Source organism: Pseudokordiimonas caeni (assembly GCF_026719705.1).
Classification (GTDB): Bacteria; Pseudomonadota; Alphaproteobacteria; order Sphingomonadales; family Kordiimonadaceae; genus Gimibacter; species Gimibacter caeni.
The window spans coordinates 1,364,490-1,384,260 of record NZ_JAPPRR010000001.1 but is presented as its reverse complement, the minus strand read 5'-3'; the positions used below and the strand labels follow the sequence as shown (position 1 = coordinate 1,384,260).

The following is a 19,771-nucleotide window of genomic DNA, read 5'->3' as shown; positions in this document are numbered from 1 at the left end:
GTCAGACCGCGAACGAGGTGCCGCAGCCGCACGAGGCGGTGGCATTGGGGTTTTTCACCTGGAAGGAAGCGCCGACAAGGTCTTCCACATAATCGACTTCCGAGCCGATCACATAAAGAAGCGACATGCTGTCGACCAGCATCGTCACACCGTCGCGTTCCACTTTCACGTCATCGGGGGCGGCATCCGATACCAGATCGAACCCGTACTGGAAGCCGCTGCAGCCGCCACCTGATACCGACAGGCGGAACTTCAGGTCCGGCTTGCCTTCTGCGGCAATGATCTGGGCCACGCGCTTCGCGGCGCGTTCGCTGATGGAGACGGGGGCTTGCTGTTGTGCCATGACGCTGTCCTTGTAACCGGCCCGCATGGAACCTGTCCTGCGGGTGCTTTGCCCTTATGTAAGGCGTCCGGGGCTCAGGGTCAAATGGCGGCGCCGAAAGAAGTGTCGTCAGCGCGGCGTTCGTAGGTTGTAAAGTCAACCGTATGGGGGCGGGAAAAGTCGAACGCCAGCATAAGCACATCAAGGCTTTCGCCGCTCTCGTTCATTGAAAAGGGCAGCACGAGCGCAGTGAAGGCGATGCTGTGGAAAGCGGCGGGGGAGAACACACCTTCCAGATAGATTGGCATCGCAGCATCACGCGCCGTGCGCAACAGTTCGATCATAAGATCGCGAGTATGCAGGTCGCTTGCTTCAATCAACGGGTCGGTACTGGTGTCGAGATGCAGCCGTTCCACGATGTCGCTGCCAACAACACGGGTGTGGAAGGCCCTGTCCGCATCGATGCTCACCATCGCCACACGGGGGAGGTGACGGGAGGCTGTTTGCGGGCGGAAGGCACGACGCAGGGGGAAGCGGTGCCCGTTGCGGATCTCGTTCCAGTGGCTAAGCAGATTGTCCTGAAAAGCTGCCGTCAGGGAATTGGCATCATGGCCGAGTATGGTAGCCGCCGTGATCATGATTGTTAAAGCATAGTTAAAATGTCTTTAACCTTCAAGGTGTGAATTAATGCTTTGTTAATATTTTCGTGAAGTCGGTGAGAGGTCCGACAGATAATCGGTTGCCGTGTTTTTGCCTCCCGGATAAGGTGCCTCCCATCCAACCACGCCCCTTGCCCGGAGACATCAATGACGCTCGCGCTGCCCAGCTATGACGACCTTCTCGCCCCTTACGCCTGCCGCACGGACAACAGCAGGGGGCGTCTCGTCAAGGAGCCGGAAAGCCCGACTCGCAGCCCCTACCAGCGCGACCGCGACCGCGTGATCCATTCTTCGAGCTTCCGCCGCCTGAAGCACAAGACGCAGGTTTTCGTGTATCACGAGGGCGACCATTACCGGACGCGCCTGACCCATTCGCTGGAAACTGCGCAGATCGCCCGTTCCGTGTGCCGGGAAATGCATCTGAATGAGGATCTGGGCGAAGCACTGGCACTGGCGCACGATCTGGGGCACCCGCCGTTCGGTCATGCCGGCGAGGCAGTGCTGAACGAATGCATGAAGGAATATGATGGCTTCGATCACAACGCGCAGACCCTGCGCCTGCTGACGAAGCTGGAGCATCGCTACGCTTCCTTCGATGGTCTCAACCTGACCTGGGAAACGCTCGAGGGCCTCGCCAAGCACAATGGCCCGCTCCTTGATAAAGCCATCGATCCGAAAAGCCCGCCCGCGTCGCTGCCGTTTGGCCTGCGTGAATTTCTGCCGACGATGGATCTGGAGCTGCATACCTATGCAAGCGCCGAGGCGCAGATCGCTGCCCTTGCCGATGATATCGCCTATTCGAGCCACGATCTTGATGATGGCCTGCGCGCCAACCTTTTCGATCTTGATGAACTGAAGCCGATCCCGGTGCTGGCGCAGCTCATTGACGAAGTGAAATGGACCTATCCGAACGCGCCGAAGGATATCCTGATCCATGAGCTTGTCCGCCGCTTGATCAACCGCATGGTGGCTGACCTGACAATCGAAAGCCGTAAGCGGCTGGATGCGCTGAACCCGCAGTCGCCGGACGATATCCGGAATGCCGGGCAGCCGACCATTTCCTTCGGCCCCGAAATGGGCCGGGCAGTGAAGACGCTGAAGGAATTCCTCTTTGAGCGGATGTACCGCCACTATCTGGTCAATCGCGTCACCAGCAAGGCGAAAAGGGTTGTGACAGACCTGTTCCAACTTTATATCAGCGAACCGGAATGCCTGCCGACCGAATGGAGCGCGCGCACAAGCGGCGCCCGCACGGCCGACACCGCCCGTGTGGTGGCCGATTTCATCGCTGGCATGACCGACCGGTTCGCCTTTGGCGAACATGCCAAGCTTTTTGACCTCTCCCGGGTAACGCAATGAACATTTTTGCCGAATATCGCCAGCTTATCGTCAACCTGCTGAATGGCCTCGCAGAGGAAGGCCGCCTGCCGGGCGGCCTTGACTGCACCGCCGTGACGGTGGAGCCGCCGCGAGACGCAAGCCACGGCGACATGGCGACGAATGCGGCCCTTGTGCTCTCAAGGCAGGCCGGCATGAAGCCGCGCGATATCGCCGACATGCTGGCGCCGCTTCTGGGCACGGCCAAGGGCGTTGAGGGTGTTGATATCGCAGGCCCCGGTTTCATCAACTGGCGGCTCGCGCCTTCCGTTTGGCAAGGGCAGGTGGCGACGATCCTGAAGTCGGGCACGGCCTTCGGTGACGGCACGCTCGGTGCTGGTCGTGCGGTCAACGTGGAATATGTGTCAGCGAACCCGACGGGGCCGATGCATGTGGGCCACGTGCGCGGGGCTGTGTTCGGCGACGCGCTGGCAAACCTGCTTGCGAAGGCGGGCTACAAGGTCGCCAAGGAATATTATATCAATGATGCCGGCAGCCAGGTCGACACGCTCGCCCGCTCCGCGCACCTGCGGTATCAGGAAGCCTTTGGCCGCGATATCGGGGAGATTCCGGAAGGGCTGTATCCCGGCGACTATCTGGTGCCGGTCGGCCAGATGCTGAAGGACAAATACGGCGACGAGTATCTGGACGCACCGGAAGATGTCTGGCTGAAGCTTTTCAAGATCGATGCGTCGAACGCCATGATGGACCTGATCCGCGAGGATCTGAAGGTGCTGGGTGTGGAGCATGATGTCTTCTTCTCCGAACGTTCGCTGCATGAAAGCGGCCGTATCCCGGAGACGGTCGCTTTACTCACCAAGCGCGGGCATATGTATCAGGGTGTGCTGGAAGCCCCGAAAGGCAAAACGCCGGAAGACTGGGAGCCGCGTGAACAGACCCTGTTCCGCGCCACCGCCTTTGGCGACGACGTCGATCGCCCGCTGCAGAAATCGACCGGCGAATATACCTATTTTGCGGCGGACATCGCCTATCACCTCGACAAAATCAATCGCGGCTTCAAGGACATGATCGATGTTCTGGGCGCTGACCACGGCGGCTATGTGAAGCGCATGCAGGCGGCCGTGAAGGCGCTTGATGATGACGCCGAGCTTGATGTCAAGCTGTGCCAGCTCGTGCGCCTGTTCCGCGATGGTGAGCCGGTGAAAATGTCCAAGCGTGCCGGTAACTTCGTGACACTTCGTGAAGTGGTGGATGAAGTAGGCCGCGACGTGACCCGCTTCATCATGCTGACCCGCAAGAATGACGCACCCCTCGATTTCGACTTTGCGAAGGTGATGGAGCAATCCAAGGACAACCCGGTTTTCTATGTGCAATATGCCCATGCACGGGTCTTCTCGGTACTCCGGAAAGCGTCTGAAGTTTTCCCCGACCTCGCACTGGACGATGCATCGCTTGCGGATGCCGATCTGTCGCTGCTCAATAACCCGGCCGAACTTGCCCTGATCGGTTCGGTGGCGGCATGGCCGCGCCTTGTGGAAGCGGCGGCTGAAGCGCACGAGCCGCATCGGATTGCATTTTTCCTCTATGATCTTGCGTCCGAGTTTCATACCTTCTGGAACAGGGGCAATGAAGACACGAGCCTCAGGTTCGTGATCGAGGGGGACGCAGCCCTGACGGCGGCCCGCCTTGCCCTCATTCGTGCGGCAGCGCTCGTGATCGCGAGCGGCCTTGCCGTTCTCGGTGTCACACCGGTTGAGGAAATGCGGTGATATGAGCGACAATCCTTATGGGCAGAATGACCGGGAAACGCCACCCTGGCTGCAACCGGTGCCCGAGGAAGAATATGAAGAAGGCCTTTTCGGCAACCGCCGCACGATGATGATTGTTGCAGGTGGGGCAATCCTTCTGGTGATTCTGTTCATTGCAGCGATTGTCGTGCTTTACGAAGGCCAGCCAGACGGCGAACCGATGCATGTGAGTGCACCGGGCGAACCGATGAAGGTGCGCCCGGAAGATGCCGGCGGCATGAAGGTCGATCATCAGGACAAGCAGGTCTTCGACAAGGCGGCCGGGATCGAGACCCGCGAAGATGTCGCGCTCGGCCAGCCGGCCGAGCAGCCGATGGAAGCGCTGCCTGAAGAAGCGCTTGAAGGCGAGCCAGGCGAGGAAGGCTATGCGCCGGGTGCGACCGACCGCGATACGTCTACGCCGGCGGTGACCGAACCCGCTCAAACTGCAAGCGAGCAGGCCACAGAGCCTTCGGCAGAAACGCCCGCGCCTGCAGCGGCCTTGCCCGAAGAACGTGCGGAGACATCGTTCGCCGGTAAATACCGGGTCCAGCTTGGTGCCTATGGCAGCGAACCTGGTGCGGAAGGGGCGGCCAAGATGCTGAAGCAGAAATTCGGCGGTGAGCTCGGTGGCCTTGTCCCGCAGTATGAACGGGTGCAGGCTGGCGAGCGGGCGCTTTATCGCTTGCGTTTCGGCCCCATCGAGGACCGCGCGACAGCCGACCAGATTTGCCTTGCCCTGCGGTCCAAATCCCAGGCCTGCATCGTGGTGAACCCGTGAGGCGGCGAGGATGATCCCGGTCGTCTTCGGCTGCGCGGGTACAACCCTCAGCGACGAAGAAGCTGCCTTTTTCAGCGAGGTGAAGCCTGCGGGCTTCATCCTGTTCGCCCGCAATGTGGGAACACCCGATGAGGTGCGCACGCTTGTCACGGCATTGAAGAAAACCACGGGTCGCAAGCATGTGCCGGTCCTGATCGATCAGGAAGGGGGCAGGGTGCAGCGCTTGAGGGAACCTCATTGGCGCGCTTACCCGTCGATGGAAACCTTTGGCCGCATGGCACGGCAGGACGCCACGCTTGGTGCCAGCGCACTCCGGCTCAATTGCCGCCTCATCGCCGACGATCTTGTGCAGCTTGGCATCAATGTGAACTGCCTGCCGGTCCTTGATGTGCCGCAGCGCGGTGCTGACAAGGTGATCGGCGACCGCGCCTTTGCGCATGACCCGCAGCTTGTGGGCGCCCTTGGGCGCATCGCGCTGGAATCTATGGCGGATGGCGGCGTGCTGGGTGTGCTCAAGCACATCCCTGGCCACGGCCGATCGCTCGTGGACAGTCATCTTGGCTTGCCGCGCGTGAGTGCGTCGCTTGATGATCTCTCGAAAACCGATTTTGCCCCCTTCGTGGCGTTGCATGACGCGCCGCTCGCGATGACGGCGCATATCATCTATCAGACGATTGATCCCGCACGGCCGGCCACGCTTTCGAAAGTGGTGATCGGCCGGATCATCCGCATGAAGATCGGCTTCCAGGGCATCCTGTTCTCGGACGATCTTTCGATGAATGCGCTTGAAGGCCCGATCGAGAAGCGTGCCGCCGATGCGCTGGCCGCCGGGTGCGACATTGCGCTTCACTGCAACGGTAATCTGGCGGAAATGAAGACCATCGCCGCCGCTGTGCCGCGTGCCTCATTGAAACTCGAGGAGAGGCTCGCCACCTTGATCGAGGAAGTCTCTGCCCGGCAGGGTGTGGACAGGGCCGATCTTGAAAAGCGTTACCGCGACCTGATGGCCCGTTACAAGCCGGAGTAAATTGTTTGCCCGATCTCGCCTCGAGTATCCACTATCTGAGCCTGATGGCCCTGCCTTTTTTGCTGGCCGTCACCCTGCATGAAGCCGGGCACGCCTTTGCAGCCTATTATCTGGGGGACAAGTCGCAGATCGCCGAGGGGCGGCTGTCGCTCAACCCGCTTAATCATATCGATCCCTTCGGCACGGTGGTGATCCCGATCATCGCGGTGCTTGCGAATCTGCCGTTCCTGATCGGTTACGCCAAGCCGGTGATGATCGACCCGCGCCCCTTCCGGAAGCTGCGGCGGGATCTGGTGCTGGTGGCGCTCGCCGGCCCCATGGGCAATGTCGTGGTCGCGGTTTTCTGCGCCTATATGGTACGCTTCGCCCTGATGTTTGACGCCGGTCCGGATAGCTGGATCGTCAACACCATGGTGTTCGGCATCTATATCAACTGCCTGTTCATGGTGTTCAACCTGCTGCCCATTCCGCCGCTTGATGGTGCCGGGATCGTGGAGCAGTTCCTGCCGCATGAGGCTGCGCAGAGATATCGCAGCATCGCGCCCTTCGGCTTCATTATCCTGATGGGGGTCATCATTCTGGCACCCTCGGTGATCATGGTGCCCTCAAGTCTGATGTTCAGCCTGATCGCCTATCTCGTCGGCGTCCCGGTATGAGCGACAAGGGCGACACTTTCGAAGCCGATGACGCGCCCGTCTGGGCGGCTGTGCCGGACGGCGATACCGATGCGCTTGTCCTGCAGGTGGAAGGTTTCGAAGGGCCGCTCGATGTTCTCCTGACCCTTGCCCGCACCCAGAAGGTGGATCTGACCCAGATTTCGATCCTGGCGCTGGTCGAACAGTATCTCGAATTCGTGCAGGCCGCCAAAAGGCTGAAGCTCGAGCTGGCGGCCGACTATCTGGTGATGGCGGCCTGGCTTGCTTACCTTAAATCCCGGCTGTTGCTGCCGAAGGAAGAGAATGAGGACGAGCCCTCCGCTGAGGAACTGGCGCTGCGCCTGCAGTTGCGCCTGCAGCGGCTGGAAGCGATGCGTGAGGCAGGGGCGCAGCTCATGTCCCGCAACCGGGCAGGGCGGGATGTCTTCCTGCGCGGCGCGCCCGAAGGGCTGAAACTTCTGAAGCTCGGCCAGTATGACCTGACCTATTACGAACTTCTGCGCGCTTATGGCAGCGTGCGCGAACGCAGCATGGTGACGGAACTGCGGATCGAGCGCCGCCCGGTAATGGCGCTTGAAGATGCACTGGAACGCTTGTCAGGCCTGATTGGCGATGTATATAGCTGGTCACAGTTGGCAACCTTCCTGCCGGACGGGCTGAAGGACAGCCGCTATGCGCGGTCGGCGCTGGCCTCCATGTTTGTGGCGAGCCTCGAGCTTGCCCGGCAGGGGGTGGCTGAAATCCGGCAGATGGAGACATTCGGTCCCCTGTATGTGCGCCAGCGCGAGCGTGACAGCAGCGCCGGGGGGAATTGAGGACGGGAATGGAAGACGAACTGGACGAAGGCCGCATGAGCGAGCATCGGCGCATGGTCGAGGCGATCCTGTTCGCGAGCGACCGACCGCTGTCGCTGGATGAAATCGCCGAACGGCTGCCCGAGGGCGCTTCGGTCGAAACTCACGTGGCCGAACTGATCCGCGACTATAAGAATGCCGGCGTCAACCTTGTGAAGGTTGCAGGCAAATTCATGTTCCGCACCGCTGAGGACCTTGCCTTCCTTTTGCGGCGCGAGGTGGAAGAGCCCCGCAAGCTTTCCCGCGCGGCGGTCGAAACACTTGCCATCATCGCCTATCACCAGCCGGTGACGCGCGCGGAGATTGAGGATATCCGGGGTGTCGGCATTTCCAAGGGCACGCTGGATGTGCTGATGGAAGCAGGCTGGGTGCGCGTGGCGGGCCGCCGCAGAACGCCCGGTCGCCCCGTCACCTTTGGCACGAGTGAGGATTTCCTTGTGCATTTCGGAATCGACAGCCTGAAAGATCTGCCGGGCATTGCCGACCTGAAGGCGGCAGGCCTTCTGGATACCGTCGATCATGCCTTCCACAAGATGGCGGATGCGGCAGATACCAAGGACCGAGACGACGACCGCCAGATCGACCTTGAAGATGCGATTGCGGCCTCGGAGCGCAAGGCAGGCGTGGCGCTTCGCCGCGCCGCCGGCTACGAGGAAGAAATGGATTATGAGACCGAACCGCTCACCTGAGCGGAGACGGTGATTGAAGATCGTGGGATTGCCCCTTACCTTGAAGGTTAAGGGACAGAAGGAGAAAAGACGATGTTTCCGGGTTGGATGCAAATTGCACTCGTAGTGCTGCTGATCGTGCTGTTGTTCGGCCGCGGCAAGATTTCCGAGCTGATGGGCGATGTTGCCAAGGGTATCACCAGTTTCCGCAAGGGTCTGAAGGACGCCTCGGACACGCCGGACCTGAAGTCGGTTGAAGACAAAAGCGACACCGAAGCCACGCCGAAGCCGGAAAAGACCGGCGACAAGGCCGACGCCTGATCCTGACCGAAGTCTTTAAGGGCAGGGGCCTTTCATGTTTGACATTGGCGCCATGGAACTTCTGGTGCTGGCGGTGGTCGCGCTTATCGTGGTCGGCCCCAAGGACTTGCCACGCCTGCTGCGCAGTGTTGGTGGCATGGTCCGCAAGGCCCGCGATCTGAGCTATGAAATCCGCCGGGGCATTGAGCATCTGGCCGATGAAGTGGAGCGCGAGACCGACCCCTTCCGTGACGAGCGCAAGCGCGAAGGCCTGAAGCCCGGCATGAGCCCCGAGGAAGTCACCGACCATATCATGGCGAACCGCGCCCGCGAGACGGGGGAGAAAACCCCTGAACAGCCTGCTGAGGCAGCAGCCGAGGCACCCAAAGCCGGGGACAAGCCGGCATGACGATGCGCCCCGATGATTACGCCGCCCATATCGCTCCGCCGGACCTGATTGAGGACGACGAGGACGAGGTTTCGGCATCCAAGGCCCCGCTTCTGGAGCATCTGAAGGAGCTGCGCTCGCGGCTTATCAAGGTGGTCATCGGGCTCCTGCTCGCCTTCCTCGTCGCGCTCTATTTCTCGGCCGATATTTTCCAGATTCTCGCCAAACCCTATGTGGATGCACAGGTGGGCAAGGAAGGGGTGCGGATGATCTATACCGGCCTCATGGAAAAATTCGTGGTCGATATCAAGGTTGCGCTCTATGCCGCCTTCATCGTCACTTTCCCGATCTTGGCGATCCAGATATGGAAGTTCGTGGCGCCGGGCCTATACAAAAACGAGCGCAGCGCCTTCGCGCCTTTCCTGTTCGCGACCCCGATCCTATTTGCCATGGGCGCATGCCTCGCCTATTTCATGGTGGTGCCTTGGGCGTGGCAGTTTCTCCTGAGCTACGAGGAAGCCGGCGGCAACGGCGCCGTGCAGATCGCGGCGGAAACGCGGGTCAGCGAATATCTGTCGCTAATCATGCAGATGGTGTTTGCCTTCGGCTTTGCCTTCCTGATGCCTGTCGCGCTCACGCTGATGGGCCGGGCCGGGCTGATCTCCGCCGATACGCTCCGCGAGAAGCGTCGCTATGCCATCGTTGTCGTCTTTTTCATGGCGGCAATCCTGACGCCGCCGGATCCGATCAGCCAGATCGCCCTTGGCATACCGATGCTGCTTTTGTATGAGCTATCCATCCTGATGATCCGCGCGTCCGAGAAGAAGCGCGTGACCACGCCCGAGTAATCGGCCCCGACTGATCCGGAATGAAAGATATCCCATGTTCGACCTGAAGCTCATCCGCGACAATCCCGAAGCCTTTGACCGCGCCCTTGCCAAACGGGGTGCCGAGGCCCGTTCCGGGGAAATCCTGTCGATCGATAGCGCCCGCCGGGCGGTGATGACGGAAGCGCAGGAGGCGCAGGCCCGCCGCAATGAAGCTTCGAAGCTGATCGGCCGTGCCAAGGCCGACAAGGACGAGGCAAAGGCGCAGGCGCTGATGGACGAGGTCGCTGGCCTCAAGGGGCGTCTCGCCGAGCTTGAGGAAATGGAACGCGATCTCACGGGCGGCCTCGACAGCATCCTGATGGCGCTGCCGAACATGGTGCGGGATGACGTGCCCGAAGGCCCGGACGAAAGCGGCAACGTGGAAGTCCGCCGCCATGGCACACCGCGCGACTTCAGCTTCCAGCCGAAGGAACATTTTGATCTTGGCGAAGCGCTGGGCATGATGGATTTCGAACGCGCCGCCAAGCTTTCCGGCTCGCGCTTCGTGGTCCTCAAGGGCAAGCTCGCCCGGCTTGAACGCGCGCTTGGCCAGTTCATGCTGGACCTGCATGTCAACGAGCATGGCTATACCGAGATGCTGACACCGGCGCTTGTGAAAGACACTGCGCTGATGGGCACCGGCCAGCTGCCGAAGTTTGAGGATGACCTCTTCAAGGCCGGCGATCACTATCTGATCCCGACCTCTGAAGTGACGCTGACGAACATCCATGCCGATGAAATCCTCGCCGAAGAAGACCTGCCGCTGCGCTTCACCACGCTGACCCAGTGTTTCCGCGCCGAGGCCGGCTCGGCCGGGCGCGACACGCGCGGCATGATCCGCCAGCACCAGTTCGAGAAGGTCGAGATGGTATCGGTGACGACTCCGGAACAGGCGGACGAGGAACACGAGCGGATGACCCGCTGCGCCGAGGAAATCCTGAAGCGCCTTGGCCTGCCGTTCCGCACCATGAAGCTTTGCTCGGGTGATATCGGCTTCGCAGCCGAGCGCACCTATGACCTTGAGGTCTGGCTGCCGGGGCAAAACCAGTATCGCGAAATTTCGTCCTGCTCCACGTGCGGTGAATTCCAGGCACGCCGCATGAAGATGCGCTGCCGCCCGAAAGGCGAGAAGCAGACCCGTTTCGTGCATACACTGAACGGTTCGGGCCTTGCCGTCGGCCGCACGCTGATCGCCGTGATGGAAAACTATCAGAATGAAGACGGCTCGATCACGGTACCCGAGGCCCTGCGCCCCTATATGGGCGGGATCGAGGTCATTTCAGCATGAGCCGGGTAGAACGCATCCTCGTTTCCAATGACGATGGCATCAATGCCACCGGCCTTGCCGTGCTTGAGCGGGTTGCTCGCAAGTTTTCAGATGACGTGTGGGTGATTGCGCCGGAAGCCGAGCAATCGGGCGCCGGCCACTCGCTGACCATCACCAAACCCTTGCGCGTGCGCAAGCTCGCCGACAAGCGCTACGCCATTGATGGTACGCCGACTGACTGCGTGATGATGGCCGTCAACAAGCTGATGATCGACCACAAACCGACACTGATCCTTTCCGGGGTCAACCGGGGCGGCAATCTGGCGGAAGACGTGACCTATTCCGGCACGGTTTCCGTGGCCATCGAAGGCACGCTTGCCGGCATTCCCTCGGTTGCTTTCAGCCAGTGTGTCGATCTCGACCGGTCTGCCCCTTGGGAAACGGCGGAAACTCACGCACCTGTAGTCCTTGAAAAGCTGCTGGCGGCCGGATGGCCCGCAGGCGTGCTGATGAATGTCAATTTCCCGGCGATGCCGGCTGGCGAGGTGAAGGGTATCAAGATCACCGCACAAGGCCGCCGCGAAATGGGTTCCTCCAATGTTGAGGAACGGATCGACCCGCGCGGTTTCCGCTATTACTGGTTCGGACTTGGCCGGGAGATTGGTGTGCCGGGGCAGGAATCGGACCTGAATTCAGTGCGCGACGGCTGCATCTCGGTCACGCCGCTGCATCTTGACCTCACCCACCATGCCACCCGCGCGGCTCTTTCCGAGGCGATTACCTGCGACTTCTGCAAGTAATCCTCCGTACTGCTTGAAGCGGGGGGAGGGAGCCGGTATTTTCGGATCATGATCGTGCGGCTTGGCGCTTCAATTGGAAAAATTCAGGCGTGGCGCGGGCTTGTGGGGCTTGCGCTTGCCTTGCCCCTTGCCGCCTGTTTCGGCAGTGGCGGCAGTTATACACGGCCTGAGGACATCAAGCCGGTTTACGACATCCGCAATTCGCCGGTGCCGGTGCCTTATCCGAAATTCAAGCCGGCGCAAGTTCCGTCGCGCTACGCCGCACCTTATGAGCCGGTGGATGCAGGGGCAGCGCCGGTGCCGGTCACATCCACGCCGCTGCCTTCAAGCGGGATCGAAAAGGTCGGCCCCGGCGACACGCTGTATGCGATTTCGCGCCGCACCGGTGTGCCGGTGCGCGACCTGATCAGTGCGAACCGACTGGCACCGCCCTACCGGCTGACGGTGGGGCAGGAGATACGGGTGCCGAATGTGCAGGTCCATGTGGTTGCCAAGGGGGATACCGGCTACAGCATCTCCCGCGCTTACGGCGTCAACCTTGCCGACCTGATGGCGCTGAACAATGTTCGCCCGCCCTATAATCTGGCCATCGGCCAGCGCCTGAGCCTGCCGGGCGGCGCGGAAGCCGAGGCGGTGACGCCTGCAGTACCATCAACCGTGCCGTGGCCGGACGGGGGTGGCACCTATGCCGAGCGGCGCCGCGAAACCGAGGTCGTGGGCCGCGTGACGGCTGCGCCGCCGCCGCGCCGCAGTTCAACCTTCACCTGGCCGCTCACCGGCACCATCGTCGCGCGCTACGGCCCGACCGGCAGCGGCCAGCATAATGACGGCATCAATATCCTTGCTCCCGCCGGGACCCCGGTCAAAGCGGCAGAAGACGGCGTGGTGGTTTACGCCTCGAACGCGCTGGTGGGCTATGGCAACCTGCTTCTGGTGAAGCATGCGGGAGGCTGGATCACGGCCTATGCGCATAACGAGCGGTTACTGGTGCGGCAGGGGCAGAAGGTGACGCGCGGGCAGGTGGTTGCCCGCGTCGGCAACACGGGCGGTGTGCGCGAACCGCAACTCCATTTCGAGATCCGGCAGGGCCGACAGGCGCTCGATCCGTTGCGCTTCCTTGAACGCCAGCGGGCGGACGCTGGACCGACTGACATCGCGGTCTGGTAACTGCTTGTCAACCTTCCTCTATTACAAGCAATTGTATCCGAGGAAGGAAATGCGGCGGATATGGAATTCATCAATGCGACATTGCTGATGCTCGTATGCATCGGCATCGTGTGTGCGACGCTGATCCTGAGCGCGAGGCGGCTTGGCAGTGTGGATCGTGGCTTCAATTATATCCTGATTGGCAGCTGCATCATCTTCGGAGCCGGCATCTTCGATTATCTCGAAGAAGTGCCGGCCATGACGCCTTACTTCCAGACGATTTTTGATCGTGATCGGCTGGGGCCGAGCATCCTGCCGATCATCTATGCGCCGGGGGTGCTGCTGATCGGCCTTGGGCTGGCGCGCTGGCTGCCGGCCATCCGCCGCGTGTCGCACGAGGTGGAGCGCCGCGAGCGGGCGGAAGAGGAATTGAGGGCCCTGTTCGCGGAAACCCAGCGCTTGGCCGTGAAGGCGGAGGAGGCGAACCAGGCGAAATCGGAATTTCTGGCGACGATGAGCCACGAACTCAGAACCCCGCTCAATGCGGTCATGGGCTTCACGGAAATGCTGCTCGGGCGAGCCGGGGCTGTGGACGACCAGAAGCGCGAAGAATATCTGAAGGTTATCCACACAAGCAGTTCGCATCTCCTGACCCTTATCAACGAGATCCTCGATATCGCCAAGCTTGAGGCCGGCAAGATCGATGTGAAGGAAGAGCCCTTCGATGTGGCGCCGCATGCGCGCGATTGCCTCGCCTATGTCGCCGGCATGTGCGCTGAAAAGTCGATCGGGCTTACGTCTGAAATATCGGAAGTCCGCGTCGAGAGTGACAGCCGCCTGATCCGTCAGATTCTCATCAACCTTTTGTCGAACGCGGCCAAATATACGCCGGACGGGGGCGATGTGCGCCTCGAGGCGGCCTTCGCGAACGATAAGCTGACTTACAGGGTGATCGATACCGGCATCGGGATGACCGAAGACCAGCTATCCCGCGTGCTCGAGCCCTTTGTACGGGTGGACAGCGCCTATGCGCGCCAGCATGACGGGGCAGGGCTCGGCCTCACGATTGTTGACCGCTTTGTGCGGCTCCTTGGCGGTGATTTTGCGATGGCATCCGAGCCCGGCAAGGGAACGACCGTCACGGTCGCCATCCCGGTCCGTGAAAACAGCGACCGCAAATATCAGGAACTTTTCCTCTGACAACCTAGAAAGCGACCGATTTGCCCGCTTCGCCGGCCCATGCGGTGACGAACTGCCACGCCGTGCGGCCTGACCGGTTGCCCCGGGTTTTTGACCATTCAAGGGCAGCCGCCATCCAGTCGCCGCTGGTATCAAGCCCGAAGTGCGCGAGATACCCCCGCACGATCCCGAGATAGATGTCCTGATCGCAGGGATAGAAGCCGAGCCAAAGGCCGAAACGGTCGGACAGGGCAATCGTCTCATCCATCGCTTCGGTCGGGTGAATGCCGGTTGCGGCCTCCTGATCCATCATCTGGCGCGGCAGCAGATGACGGCGGTTCGATGTCGCATAAAAAATCACATTGTCGGGCCTGCCTTCAAGGCCGCCTTCAAGAACGGACTTCAACGCCTTGAAATCCCTGTCTGGCTGGTCGAAGGACAGATCATCGCAGAAAATGATGAAACGCCCGTCAGCAGCCTTCAGGATGGTGAGAAGGGCGGGAAGGGCGGCGATATCTTCGCGGTGGATTTCAACAAGCGACAGGGGGGATTCCGGCAAGACCGCCTGATGCACGGCCTTCACGAGCGTGCTTTTGCCCATGCCGCGCGCACCCCAGAGAAGTGCATTGTTGGCCGCCGCGCCGCGCGCAAAGCGGCGGGTATTTTCAAGAAGCGCATCGCGTGGCCGGTCGACGCCCAGAACAAGTGCAAGCGGCGGGGCGGATACGTGCCGCACCGGCTGAAGGGCATGGCGTTCGGCTTCATAAACATAAGCATTCACTGACGGATCAAGCGCCGGGGCAGCGGGTGCTTCCGGACGACCTTCAAGGGCGTTGGCGATGCGTTCAAGGACGCTGATTAGCTTGATATCATTGTCTTGCACTTGTATCTCTCACGCGCGTTCTTATCTCTCGTGGCAGGTCTTAGCATGGCTTGTCGCCCGAAGCGAGACGTCAAGGGCAAACGCCGCCTCGTCTGTTGCAATCGGGGGCAGGGTGGCTATAGTCCGGGACCAAGGCAAAATACCGTGGAGGGGCCGGTTGCCCGTCCGCCATTCTTTATTCAAGGGGACTATCCGATGTTTTCCACTCCGGCCTTCGCCGATGCCGCCACCGCTGCCCAGCAGCCCGGCCTTATCGAGAGCTTCCTGCCGCTCATCCTGATCGTGGTGATTTTCTGGTTCCTCGTGCTGCGTCCGCAGTCAAAGCGCATGAAGCAACACCGCGAGATGGTTGCCAACGTGAAGCGCGGCGACACCGTCGTGACCGCCGGCGGCCTCATCGGCAAGGTCGTGCGTGTAAAAGACGATAACGAGATCGAGGTCGAGATCGGCGAAGGCGTCAAGGTCCGCGTCGTGAAAAGCACCCTCAGCGAAGTCCGCGCCAAGGGTGAACCTGCCAAGACCGAAGAGTAACAGTCCGGCCGGGCACTGGCAGGGCTGGTCCCGCTGGTGCCCCCGTGACGAGAGGACCCCGCCATGTCGACTTATCCGCGCTGGAAGCTGCTGCTGATCCTGGGCGTTTGCCTGTTTGGTTTCACTGCCGCGCTCCCGAATTTCCTGTCCGAGCAGCAAAGGGCCGAACTGCCCGATTTCCTGCCCTCCAAAACGCTCAATCTGGGGCTTGACCTGCGCGGCGGCGTCCATCTCCTTCTCGAAGCCAAGACGGACGACATTATCGAAGGCCGTCTTGAGAATCTGGCGGGGCAGGTGCGCGACATTCGTCGCAACGAAAAAGACATCAACTTTACCGGTGTGCGGATCGAAGGCCGCTCGGTCATCTTCTCGGTATCGGATGAGGCGATGATCGAGAAGGCCCGTGTTGCACTGTTGCCGCTGACGCAGGCAAGCGCCGGCCTTGGCGGCATGATGGGGGCGACCGTTCAGGAAGTTGCCATCGAGCGCGAAGGCCGCAAATTCACCCTGACGCTGACTGACGAAGGCATCAGCATGCAGGCGCGCGATGCAATCTCGCGGGCGCTTGAAGTGGTTCGCAAGCGTGTGGATCCCGATGGTACCCGTGAAATCACCCTGCAGCCGCAAGGCGACAACCGCATTGTCCTGCAGGTGCCGGGCGAAAGCGACCCGCAGCGCCTGCTGAGCGTGATTTCGACGGCCGCAAAGCTCAGCTTCCATGACGTGAATACCAATATCTCGCCCGATGACATCGCCCGCGGCCGCATCCGGTCCAGCGAAAAGGTGCTGCCGGTGCGTGGTGGTGGCGAGATGGTCATCGAGAAACGCGCCATCGTTTCGGGGGACGATCTTGTCGATGCCAAGGCGGCGTTCGACCAGAACGGCCAGCCGGCCGTGGCTTTTGCCTTCAACACCTCGGGCGCGCGCCGCTTTGGCAACCATACCCGCGAGAATGTGGGCCGCCCGTTCGCCATCGTGCTCGATAACGAAATCATCAGCGCCCCGCGCATCATCACTGCGATCCTTGGCGGCTCCGGCCAGATCACCGGGATCGGCGGGGTCGAGGAAGCGCAGGAACTGGCAACCCTCCTGAAAGCCGGTGCGCTGCCCGTGCCGCTTGAAGTGATGGAACAACGGACTGTCGGCCCGGATCTCGGTGCTGACTCGATTGCTGCCGGCGAAGTCGCAGCGGTGATCGGTTTCCTTGCTGTTGTGGCCTATATGTTCTTCGGTTACGGCTGGTTCGGCATCATTTCGAACATCGCGCTTTTCACCAACGTTCTCCTGATCCTTGGTGCGCTCAGCCTCTTTCAGGCGACACTCACGCTGCCCGGTATCGCCGGCATCGTGCTGACCATCGGTATGGCGGTCGACGCCAACGTGATCATTTTCGAGCGGATCCGTGAAGAACAGATGGCCGGACGCAAGCCGTTCGCGGCGCTCAGCGAAGGCTATGGCCAGGCCATGTCCACGGTGATTGATGCCAACATCACAACCTTCATCGCGGCCTTTGTGCTATACTTCCTCGGCTCCGGCCCTGTGCAGGGTTTTGCCGTGACGCTTGGTATCGGCATCATCACGTCCGTCTTCTCGGCCGTTGTGCTGACGCGCCTTATCCTGACGACCTGGCTCAATCGCGCCCGGCCCGAAAAAATCAATATCTGAGGAAGAACCACCATGCTTCGGCTTATTCCGGATAACACCAAAATCGGCTTCATGGCGGCGCGCAAGTTCTGCTACGGGCTTTCGATCCTCGGCATTGTGGCTTCCATCGCGCTCTTCTTCAGCGTCGGCCTCAACTATGGCATCGACTTCGAAGGCGGCCTTGCCGTTGAAATCGGCACCACGAATGACAGCGCCATCGATATCGGCCACGTTCGCGGCTCTCTCTCGGATCTCGGCCTCGGCGACGTTTCCGTGCAGGAATATGGCCGCCCGAGCGAAGCGCTGATCCGCGTTGAACGCCAGCCCGGCGATGATGCGGCCCAGAAAGCAGCGCTTGATCTCGTTCGCGCCACGCTTGAAAAGACCGTGCCGGACGTGAGCTTCCGGCAGGAGAACGTGATCGGGCCGAAGGTTTCGGGCGAGCTGAAGCGCGATGGCATCATCGCCATCTCGGTCGCGCTTGCCGCCGTGCTGATTTACATCTGGTTCCGTTTCGAATGGCAGTTCGGCCTTGGCGCCGTGATCGCGCTGTTCCACGACGTGATCCTGACCATCGGCTTCTTCGCAATCACACAGCTCGAATTCAACCTGTCGGTCATTGCGGCGCTCCTGACCATTGTCGGCTATTCGCTCAACGATACTGTGGTCGTCTACGACCGTATCCGAGAGAATATCCGCAAGTTCCGCAAGATGGAGGTGCCCGAGCTTATCGACTTCTCGCTGAACCAGACACTCAGCCGCACGACGATGACAAGCTTCACCACACTGCTGGCGCTGCTTGGCCTCTATATCTTCGGGGGCGAAGTGATCCGTGGTTTCACCGCTGCGATGATCTGGGGCATTTTTGTGGGTACCTACAGCTCGATCTTCGTGGCGTCGCCGCTCCTGACGCTGATGAAGCTGGACCGCGAGCACATGTTCAACGACGTGCAGGATAACGACCCGACGGTGGACAAGTCCCGTTCGGTCGATCCGTTCGCGAACTGAGGACGGCGAGGTGGCAGGCAAAAGCATCCAGGGCTCCGGCGTCTTCCTTGACCAGCAGCATCCCGATGATGTGCTGCTGGTGGAAGGCTACGGGGAGGGTGGCTTCCGCCTGATGGGGCGCCGTTTCGAGGGGGGCGTCATTGTCCTGCCGGGGGGGGTCTATCCGATTGAGGCGACAGATATCGCCTCTCTCACGCTTGCCGACTTCGGGAAAGCCTTGAATGCTGATCCAAAGATCGACCTTGTACTGATCGGCACCGGTGCCCGCATGTCGCTGGTGCCCTCGGCCCTCCGGGCAAAGCTCGACGCTGCCGGGATCGGGCATGACATCATGGATACCGGGGCGGCTGCCCGCACCTACAATGTCCTGCTCCTTGAGGAACGCCGGGTTGCGGCGCTCCTGCTGCCGGTCGATTGATCCGGCGGTCTGTCGCAAGGGACTTTCCATTCATCGCCAAAAGACTTTGCAGCAGGCGCCGCTCGTTGCAGGATAGCGTCATGGGGGCAATGCCATAGCATGGCCTGTTGGAGGACCGATAGAATGACAATCAAGGCGAGGAAACTGGCGGGCATCGCAGCCCTTCTCCTGACCGGAAGCGCGCTTGCCACCCCCGCGTGGGCGTTTGCTGCAACTGACGATGATACACGAGCGGCCGAGCAGGCTGCAGATGCCGCCGAGGCTGCAGCCGCCGAAGCTGAGCGCGAGGCCGAGAAAGCTGAAGCTGCCGCCCGCAAGGCCGAAGCCGAAGCAGCGAAGGAATCCGTGAAGGCGGTGAAGGAAGCTGCCAAAGCCACCGCTGAATCCGGCAAGGCCATTTCCAGTCATATCTCCGCCCGCAGCGAAAACTGGCCGGCCGATATCCGGGCTGCAGTGATGGAAGGTCGGTCGCGCGCACTTGAAGATATAGAGCGCGCCCTTGCCGACCTCGATGCCCGCGACGCCACCGACATGCGTGCCATCGACCGCTCGGCACTTGCGTCGGCCCGGCAGAGCCTTCTGGCAGCGCGCGAAAGCTTGCGTAACCAGTCGGAAGCCGAAGTGAATGAACATATCGCCGAAGCCGAAGAGCATTATCAGCGCTCACTTTCCGAAGCTCTGCGCGAGATCGAGGTACACCAGAGCGACCTTGACAACATGCGCGACGAACTTGTCGTGGTGCTGGGCCGGGCGCGCGAGAATGTGAACGATGCCCTCAAGGACATTGAACTGAAGGTCGATCTTGATGGTGAAGTGCGCGAACTGCATATCAAACGGCTGAAGGAAAATGCTTTCCAGTTGCAGGTTGACGAGGAACGCCATCTTGAAGCGCTGAAACGCGCCGAAGCAGACCTGAAGCGCACCCGCGAACGGCTGGAGGAGCAACTGGCTCGTCGCAAGGCTGCGCAACCGGGTGCTGCACCAGCTGCCCCCAAAGCGCCCGATGCGCCAGCTGTGAGTGCCGCGCCGCAGACCAACCCGGCTGCTGAAACCCCTGCGGCGCCGGAGGCCCCAGAGACCCCGGAGGCTGATGAAGCACCCGAGGCCCCCGAAAGCCCGGACGCTGGCGTCACCGCCTGACAGCGCGCTCACCTGAAATTGATAATCTTTCGTAAGGGCAGGCGGCGGATCGCTTGCCCTTGTTGCTTATTTGACGCATGATGGTGCCACGCATGGTTAACGGGCT

At 61.1% G+C, this 19,771-nt stretch carries 22 protein-coding genes; 19 read left to right on the top strand and 3 right to left on the bottom strand.

The features are described 5' to 3' along the window. Position 1: 1 nt before the first annotated feature. On the bottom strand, positions 2–343 hold the full coding sequence (erpA, locus tag OU694_RS06370) for an iron-sulfur cluster insertion protein ErpA (protein WP_289502646.1): 342 nt from the start codon (positions 341–343) through the stop codon (positions 2–4). 80 nt (positions 344–423) lie between these two features. Continuing rightward, the gene (locus OU694_RS06365) at positions 424–960 is read right to left on the bottom strand and encodes a PAS domain-containing protein (protein WP_308910142.1); all 537 of its coding nucleotides are present in this window, start codon (positions 958–960) and stop codon (positions 424–426) included. A gap of 168 nt (positions 961–1,128) precedes the next feature. Between OU694_RS06365 and OU694_RS06360 the strand changes: the two genes are divergently transcribed. From OU694_RS06360 to OU694_RS06295, 14 genes are all read left to right on the top strand, one after another. Further along, a complete protein-coding gene (locus OU694_RS06360) occupies positions 1,129–2,340 on the top strand; it encodes a deoxyguanosinetriphosphate triphosphohydrolase (protein ID WP_308910141.1) in 1,212 nt (403 codons plus the stop codon). Further along, positions 2,337–4,088, top strand: a complete 1,752-nt coding sequence (gene argS / locus OU694_RS06355; RefSeq protein WP_308910140.1) for an arginine--tRNA ligase — start codon at positions 2,337–2,339, stop codon at positions 4,086–4,088. The genes OU694_RS06360 and argS overlap by 4 nt, the downstream gene beginning before the upstream one ends. Before the next feature lies 1 nt (position 4,089). Then, positions 4,090–4,887, top strand: a complete 798-nt coding sequence (locus OU694_RS06350; RefSeq protein ID WP_308910139.1) for an SPOR domain-containing protein — start codon at positions 4,090–4,092, stop codon at positions 4,885–4,887. Positions 4,888–4,897: 10 nt separating this feature from the next. Further along, on the top strand, positions 4,898–5,914 hold the full coding sequence (gene nagZ / locus OU694_RS06345) for a beta-N-acetylhexosaminidase (protein ID WP_308910138.1): 1,017 nt from the start codon (positions 4,898–4,900) through the stop codon (positions 5,912–5,914). Positions 5,915–5,919: 5 nt separating this feature from the next. Continuing rightward, a complete protein-coding gene (locus OU694_RS06340; RefSeq protein WP_308910137.1) occupies positions 5,920–6,570 on the top strand; it encodes a site-2 protease family protein in 651 nt (216 codons plus the stop codon). Beyond that, complete coding sequence (locus tag OU694_RS06335) at positions 6,567–7,385, top strand: segregation and condensation protein A (RefSeq protein WP_308910136.1); 819 nt, start codon at positions 6,567–6,569, stop codon at positions 7,383–7,385. Before OU694_RS06340 ends, OU694_RS06335 begins: the two co-directional genes overlap by 4 nt. 8 nt (positions 7,386–7,393) lie before the next feature. Further along, positions 7,394–8,113 carry an SMC-Scp complex subunit ScpB gene (gene scpB / locus OU694_RS06330; RefSeq protein WP_308910135.1) on the top strand — a complete coding sequence of 240 codons (720 nt, stop codon included), beginning with the start codon at positions 7,394–7,396 and terminating at the stop codon, positions 8,111–8,113. A 72-nt stretch (positions 8,114–8,185) separates the two neighbouring features. After that, entirely contained in the window at positions 8,186–8,413 is a 228-nt protein-coding gene (locus OU694_RS06325; protein ID WP_308910134.1) for a twin-arginine translocase TatA/TatE family subunit, read from the top strand. Between the two features lie 34 nt (positions 8,414–8,447). Further along, positions 8,448–8,801 (top strand): Sec-independent protein translocase protein TatB, encoded by a 354-nt coding sequence (gene tatB, locus OU694_RS06320; RefSeq protein WP_308910133.1) that lies wholly within the window; start codon positions 8,448–8,450, stop codon positions 8,799–8,801. Next, a complete protein-coding gene (gene tatC / locus OU694_RS06315) occupies positions 8,798–9,628 on the top strand; it encodes a twin-arginine translocase subunit TatC (protein WP_308910132.1) in 831 nt (276 codons plus the stop codon). Before tatB ends, tatC begins: the two co-directional genes overlap by 4 nt. A gap of 34 nt (positions 9,629–9,662) precedes the next feature. Next, positions 9,663–10,937, top strand: coding sequence for a serine--tRNA ligase (serS, locus tag OU694_RS06310; protein ID WP_308910131.1), 1,275 nt, complete (start codon positions 9,663–9,665; stop codon positions 10,935–10,937). After that, positions 10,934–11,716 carry a 5'/3'-nucleotidase SurE gene (gene surE / locus OU694_RS06305; protein WP_308910130.1) on the top strand — a complete coding sequence of 261 codons (783 nt, stop codon included), beginning with the start codon at positions 10,934–10,936 and terminating at the stop codon, positions 11,714–11,716. The genes serS and surE overlap by 4 nt, the downstream gene beginning before the upstream one ends. Before the next feature lie 48 nt (positions 11,717–11,764). After that, positions 11,765–12,883, top strand: a complete 1,119-nt coding sequence (locus OU694_RS06300) for a peptidoglycan DD-metalloendopeptidase family protein (protein ID WP_308910129.1) — start codon at positions 11,765–11,767, stop codon at positions 12,881–12,883. 60 nt (positions 12,884–12,943) lie between these two features. Continuing rightward, positions 12,944–14,062 (top strand): sensor histidine kinase, encoded by a 1,119-nt coding sequence (locus OU694_RS06295; protein ID WP_308910128.1) that lies wholly within the window; start codon positions 12,944–12,946, stop codon positions 14,060–14,062. Positions 14,063–14,066: 4 nt separating this feature from the next. Here the strand turns inward: OU694_RS06295 and OU694_RS06290 are convergent, their stop codons facing one another. Then, positions 14,067–14,924: an ATP-binding protein gene (locus OU694_RS06290; protein ID WP_308910127.1), complete on the bottom strand. Its 858-nt coding sequence runs from the start codon at positions 14,922–14,924 to the stop codon at positions 14,067–14,069. 195 nt (positions 14,925–15,119) lie between these two features. On the opposite strand from OU694_RS06290, the gene yajC reads away from it, so the two are divergent. The 5 genes from yajC (at position 15,120) to OU694_RS06265 (ending at position 19,665) form a co-directional block, all read left to right on the top strand. Beyond that, a complete protein-coding gene (yajC, locus tag OU694_RS06285; protein ID WP_308910126.1) occupies positions 15,120–15,455 on the top strand; it encodes a preprotein translocase subunit YajC in 336 nt (111 codons plus the stop codon). 63 nt (positions 15,456–15,518) lie between these two features. Then, positions 15,519–17,120, top strand: a complete 1,602-nt coding sequence (gene secD / locus OU694_RS06280; protein ID WP_308910125.1) for a protein translocase subunit SecD — start codon at positions 15,519–15,521, stop codon at positions 17,118–17,120. 12 nt (positions 17,121–17,132) lie between these two features. Further along, positions 17,133–18,107, top strand: a complete 975-nt coding sequence (gene secF, locus OU694_RS06275; RefSeq protein WP_308910124.1) for a protein translocase subunit SecF — start codon at positions 17,133–17,135, stop codon at positions 18,105–18,107. 10 nt (positions 18,108–18,117) lie between these two features. Continuing rightward, positions 18,118–18,525 carry an Mth938-like domain-containing protein gene (locus OU694_RS06270; protein ID WP_308910123.1) on the top strand — a complete coding sequence of 136 codons (408 nt, stop codon included), beginning with the start codon at positions 18,118–18,120 and terminating at the stop codon, positions 18,523–18,525. Between the two features lie 123 nt (positions 18,526–18,648). Next, entirely contained in the window at positions 18,649–19,665 is a 1,017-nt protein-coding gene (locus OU694_RS06265) for a hypothetical protein (RefSeq protein ID WP_308910122.1), read from the top strand. Positions 19,666–19,771: the final 106 nt, after the last annotated feature.

What these genes read in the sequence shown, in the direction of transcription:
- erpA (WP_289502646.1), bottom strand. Translation starts at nt 343, where the DNA reads ATGGCACAACAGCAAGCCCCCGTCTCCATCAGCGAACGCGCCGCGAAG.
- OU694_RS06365 (WP_308910142.1), bottom strand. Translation starts at nt 960, where the DNA reads ATGATCACGGCGGCTACCATACTCGGCCATGATGCCAATTCCCTGACG.
- OU694_RS06360 (WP_308910141.1), top strand. Translation starts at nt 1,129, where the DNA reads ATGACGCTCGCGCTGCCCAGCTATGACGACCTTCTCGCCCCTTACGCC.
- argS (WP_308910140.1), top strand. Translation starts at nt 2,337, where the DNA reads ATGAACATTTTTGCCGAATATCGCCAGCTTATCGTCAACCTGCTGAAT.
- OU694_RS06350 (WP_308910139.1), top strand. Translation starts at nt 4,090, where the DNA reads ATGAGCGACAATCCTTATGGGCAGAATGACCGGGAAACGCCACCCTGG.
- nagZ (WP_308910138.1), top strand. Translation starts at nt 4,898, where the DNA reads ATGATCCCGGTCGTCTTCGGCTGCGCGGGTACAACCCTCAGCGACGAA.
- OU694_RS06335 (WP_308910136.1), top strand. Translation starts at nt 6,567, where the DNA reads ATGAGCGACAAGGGCGACACTTTCGAAGCCGATGACGCGCCCGTCTGG.
- scpB (WP_308910135.1), top strand. Translation starts at nt 7,394, where the DNA reads ATGGAAGACGAACTGGACGAAGGCCGCATGAGCGAGCATCGGCGCATG.
- OU694_RS06325 (WP_308910134.1), top strand. Translation starts at nt 8,186, where the DNA reads ATGTTTCCGGGTTGGATGCAAATTGCACTCGTAGTGCTGCTGATCGTG.
- tatB (WP_308910133.1), top strand. Translation starts at nt 8,448, where the DNA reads ATGTTTGACATTGGCGCCATGGAACTTCTGGTGCTGGCGGTGGTCGCG.
- tatC (WP_308910132.1), top strand. Translation starts at nt 8,798, where the DNA reads ATGACGATGCGCCCCGATGATTACGCCGCCCATATCGCTCCGCCGGAC.
- serS (WP_308910131.1), top strand. Translation starts at nt 9,663, where the DNA reads ATGTTCGACCTGAAGCTCATCCGCGACAATCCCGAAGCCTTTGACCGC.
- surE (WP_308910130.1), top strand. Translation starts at nt 10,934, where the DNA reads ATGAGCCGGGTAGAACGCATCCTCGTTTCCAATGACGATGGCATCAAT.
- OU694_RS06300 (WP_308910129.1), top strand. Translation starts at nt 11,765, where the DNA reads ATGATCGTGCGGCTTGGCGCTTCAATTGGAAAAATTCAGGCGTGGCGC.
- OU694_RS06295 (WP_308910128.1), top strand. Translation starts at nt 12,944, where the DNA reads ATGGAATTCATCAATGCGACATTGCTGATGCTCGTATGCATCGGCATC.
- yajC (WP_308910126.1), top strand. Translation starts at nt 15,120, where the DNA reads ATGTTTTCCACTCCGGCCTTCGCCGATGCCGCCACCGCTGCCCAGCAG.
- secD (WP_308910125.1), top strand. Translation starts at nt 15,519, where the DNA reads ATGTCGACTTATCCGCGCTGGAAGCTGCTGCTGATCCTGGGCGTTTGC.
- secF (WP_308910124.1), top strand. Translation starts at nt 17,133, where the DNA reads ATGCTTCGGCTTATTCCGGATAACACCAAAATCGGCTTCATGGCGGCG.
- OU694_RS06265 (WP_308910122.1), top strand. Translation starts at nt 18,649, where the DNA reads ATGACAATCAAGGCGAGGAAACTGGCGGGCATCGCAGCCCTTCTCCTG.